This window comes from Nevskia soli DSM 19509, assembly GCF_000711955.1.
In the GTDB taxonomy this organism is placed as follows: Bacteria; Pseudomonadota; Gammaproteobacteria; order Nevskiales; family Nevskiaceae; genus Nevskia; species Nevskia soli.
The window spans coordinates 1-3,634 of sequence record NZ_JONR01000080.1 but is presented as its reverse complement, the minus strand read 5'-3'; the positions used below and the strand labels follow the sequence as shown (position 1 = coordinate 3,634).

Genomic DNA, 3,634 nt, shown 5'->3' with positions numbered 1-3,634 from the left:
TCAGCACACTTCGTCGCTCGCGCCTTGCCTGGCACAAAATGGGGGGCAACGGTAGGGCTTGGGATTCATCAGAGGCTCCCTAGACCTTCTTCGCCCCCATATCGACGTTCTTCGCTTCCGGCCCCAGCATGGTCACCGTGGCCAGCACCAGGGCGACGATGCCGATGGTCCAGGCCAGCATGGTGGCGAAGTCATTGCCGTTCCGTTCGGCGATACCCGCCTGGATCGGCGACAACAGGGACATGATGAAATTGCCGAACTGGTAGGCGAAGCCGGGCAGGATGGCGCGCACCGCGGTGGGTGCCAGCTCGTTGATGTGCGCCGGCACGATGCCCCAGGCGCCCTGCACCATGAACTGCATCAGGAAGCCACCCACCGCCAGCATCGCCGGGGTGGCCGAGAACGCCCACAAGGGAATCATCGGCAGGGCCAGCAGGGCCGCCAGGGCGATGGCGCGTTTGCGGCCGATCCTTTCCGAGAAGGCGCCGAAGCAGATGCCGCCGAGCAGGGCGCCGACGTTCATCACGATGACCAGGGTATCGCTGATCTGCGGCGTGAAGCCGTGCTGCTTGAGCAGGAACGGCTTGTACAGATCCTGCGAGCCGTGCGAGAAGGCGTTGAAGCAGGCCATCAACAGGATCATGTAGAACAACAGTGGCAGATGGGCCCTGACCACCGTCCACAACTCGCCGATGGAGGCGCGCTTGGCATGCTGGCCGGCAAGCCAGGCCGGCGACTCCGGCACGTTGCGGCGGATGTAGAACACCAGCAGGGCCGGCAGGGCGCCGATGATGAACATGCCGCGCCAGCCGACATATTCGAAGGCGAACCTGGAAACGACCGAAGCCGCCAGGAAGCCGATGACATAGCCTTCCTGCAGCAGGCCGGAGAAGAAGCCGCGGCCCTTGGCCGGCAGGGTCTCCAGCGCCAGCGCCGCGCCGACACCCCACTCGCCGCCCATGGCGAAGCCGAACAGGGCGCGCAACACCAGCAGGGTGGTCAGGTTGGGGGCGAAGGCCGAGGCCAGCTCGAATACCGAGTAGCTGACCACGTTGAGCATCAGGATCGGGCGGCGGCCGTATTTCTCCGCCAGCCAGCCGAAGAACAGCGCGCCGAGCGGCCGCATCGCCAGGGTCAGCGAGATGCCGAAGGCGACATCGTGGATTTTTACGTGGAAGTCGTCGCTGATCGCCGACAGGCACAGGACGAAGATGAAGAAATCGAAGGCATCGAGCGACCAGCCGGCAAGCGAGGCGAAAAACGTATGCCGTTGCGGCGAGGTCAAATCACTGAATGGTCCCAGCAAGGCCATCGGTATTCCTCCCTGATTTATCGCGCGAAGATAGCACGCGATCCGCTGAGACCGTCATCTCTACGACTTTCGTATTAGGGGATTGGGTGCATCCCGTGCAAGGTACGCGTCATCCATGACGCGACTGTTCGATCAGGATCGATCGCGGGCGCTGGCGGCGTGGGCCTGCAGGCCTTCGGCGTCGGCCAGGCGGCCGGCGATGGCGGCAAGCTGTCGCGCACCCTCGGGCGAACATTCGATCAGGCTGCTGCGCTTCTGGAATTCGTAGACGCCAAGCGGGTTGGAGAAACGCGCCGCGCGGCTGGTGGGCAGCACGTGGTTCGGCCCGGCGCAGTAGTCGCCGAAGGCCTCCGGGGTATGGCGGCCGAGAAACACCGCGCCGGCATGGCGCACCTTCTGCAGCCACAGGCGCGGCTCGGCCACCGACAATTCCAGGTGTTCCGGCGCGATGCGGTTGGACAGTTCGATGGCCTCGTCCAGGTCGCGCACCGCGATCAGGGCGCCGCGCCCGGCCAGGGAAGCACGCACGATCTCCGCGCGCGGCAGCTCGGCCATGCGTTCGCCCATGGCGGCGGCGACGCGCTGCAGGAAGTCGCGGTCCGGCGAAATCAGGATGGACTGGGCCAGCTCGTCGTGTTCGGCCTGGGAGAACAGGTCCATGGCGATCCAGCGCGGATCGGTCTGGCCGTCGCAGACCACCACGATCTCGGACGGCCCGGCGATGGAGTCGATGCCGACGCGGCCGAATACCAGGCGCTTGGCCGCGGCGACGTAGGCATTGCCCGGGCCGACGATCTTGTCCACCGGCGGCACCGCAGCGGTGCCGTACGCCAGGGCCGCCACGGCCTGCGCGCCGCCGATGGTGAACAGGCGGTCCACGCCGGCCAGGTGCGCCGCGCCCAGCACCACCGGGTTCAGCTCGCCGCCCGGCGCCGGCACCACCATGACGATCTCGCCGACGCCGGCAACCTTGGCCGGGATCGCGTTCATCAGGACGCTGGAGGGATAGGCCGCCTTGCCGCCCGGCACGTAGATGCCGACGCGATCCATCGGCGTGACGCGCTGGCCCAGGGTATTGCCGAAGGCGTCGCCGAATTCCCAGCTTTCCAGGGTCTGCCGCTCGGCATAGACGCGAATGCGCGCCGCCGCTGTGTCCAGCGCCTCGCGCAGGTCGGCGGGCAAGGAATTCCAGGCCGCCTCGCGTTGCGCGGGGCCGACTTCCAGCTGCGCCGCGGCGGTGACGCTGCGACGGTCGAAACGATTGGTGTATTCCAGCAGCGCCGCATCGCCGCGCGCGCGCACTGCCGCGATGATCGCCGCGACGCTGGCTGTGACCTCAAGGTCCGCCTCGGGCGCGCGATCCAGCAGCTGTGTCAGCCGCGCCTCGAAATCGGCGTCGCCGCTGTCGAGGCGGTTGATCTGCGGCGCTTCAGACATTGCCGACTGCCAGGGTGAAGCGGTCCAGCAGCGCGCGGATCGCCGCGTGCTTCATCTTCATCGCCGCCTTGTTCACCACCAGGCGCGCGCTGGATTCGCAGATGGTCACGATTTCGACCAGGCCGTTGGCGCGCAATGTGTTGCCGGTGGCCACCAGGTCGACGATCACGTCGGACAGCCCCACCAGCGGCGCCAGCTCCATCGAGCCGTACAGCTTGATGATCTCCACCTGCTGACCGCGCGCGGAGAAATAGCGCCGCGCCATTTCGGGGTACTTCGTCGCCACCCGCAGCCGCTGCGAACCCGCCGCGTCCAGGCCGCCCTTCACCAGCGGCGAATCCTTCTGCGTCGCCACCGACAGGCGGCAGCGCGCGATGCCCAGATCCAGCGGCTCGTACAGCGCCTCGCCGCCATGCTCCAGCAGAATATCCTTGCCGACGATGCCCAGATCCGCCGCGCCGTACTCGACGTAGGTCGGCACGTCGGTCGGACGGATCACCAGCAGCTCGACGTTGGCGTCCTGCGTCGGCAGCCGCAACAGGCGCGAGGCATCGCCCGCGGGGGCGATGCCCACCGCCGTCAGCAGGGGGGTGCAGTCTTCGAGGATGCGGCCCTTGGAGAGGGCCAGGGTCAGGGCGGTCATGGCGGGCAGGATTTTACCCGTCTGGGGGCGGGATTGCTGTTCCGAACCGGGATTTGGGAGTGGCTCCCCTGAAAATTGATCCGATCCTGAAACTTCGCAACCCTGAAACCTTGGCGTACGCGCTTGCGCGCGGCTCCTTGCCTGCGCTGCCTGAAGCCCTGGTTCCGCCCTGATGGCGGGTTACTTTTCTTTGGGTTTCGCCCAGTAGTGTCCGGGGAAAGTTGCATTGCAATCGTGTAATT

General features: G+C 66.7%; 3 protein-coding genes. All 3 read right to left on the bottom strand.

What is annotated here, in order from left to right; all coding sequences use genetic code 11:
• Positions 1 to 79: 79 nt before the first annotated feature.
• The 3 genes from BP26_RS0122425 to hisG all read right to left on the bottom strand — a co-directional run bounded on the left by BP26_RS0122425 (position 80) and on the right by hisG (position 3,392).
• On the bottom strand, positions 80 to 1,312 hold the full coding sequence (locus BP26_RS0122425; protein ID WP_051749305.1) for an MFS transporter: 1,233 nt from the start codon (positions 1,310 to 1,312) through the stop codon (positions 80 to 82).
• Between the two features lie 132 nt (positions 1,313 to 1,444).
• Entirely contained in the window at positions 1,445 to 2,749 is a 1,305-nt protein-coding gene (hisD, locus tag BP26_RS0122420) for a histidinol dehydrogenase (protein WP_029922789.1), read from the bottom strand.
• On the bottom strand, positions 2,742 to 3,392 hold the full coding sequence (hisG, locus tag BP26_RS0122415; RefSeq protein WP_051749304.1) for an ATP phosphoribosyltransferase: 651 nt from the start codon (positions 3,390 to 3,392) through the stop codon (positions 2,742 to 2,744). The genes hisD and hisG overlap by 8 nt, the downstream gene beginning before the upstream one ends.
• Positions 3,393 to 3,634: the final 242 nt, after the last annotated feature.

Bases quoted from the DNA above. Each gene is read 5' to 3' on its own strand.
- BP26_RS0122425 (WP_051749305.1), bottom strand. From the start codon at position 1,312: ATGGCCTTGCTGGGACCATTCAGTGATTTGACCTCGCCGCAACGGCAT.
- hisD (WP_029922789.1), bottom strand. From the start codon at position 2,749: ATGTCTGAAGCGCCGCAGATCAACCGCCTCGACAGCGGCGACGCCGAT.
- hisG (WP_051749304.1), bottom strand. From the start codon at position 3,392: ATGACCGCCCTGACCCTGGCCCTCTCCAAGGGCCGCATCCTCGAAGAC.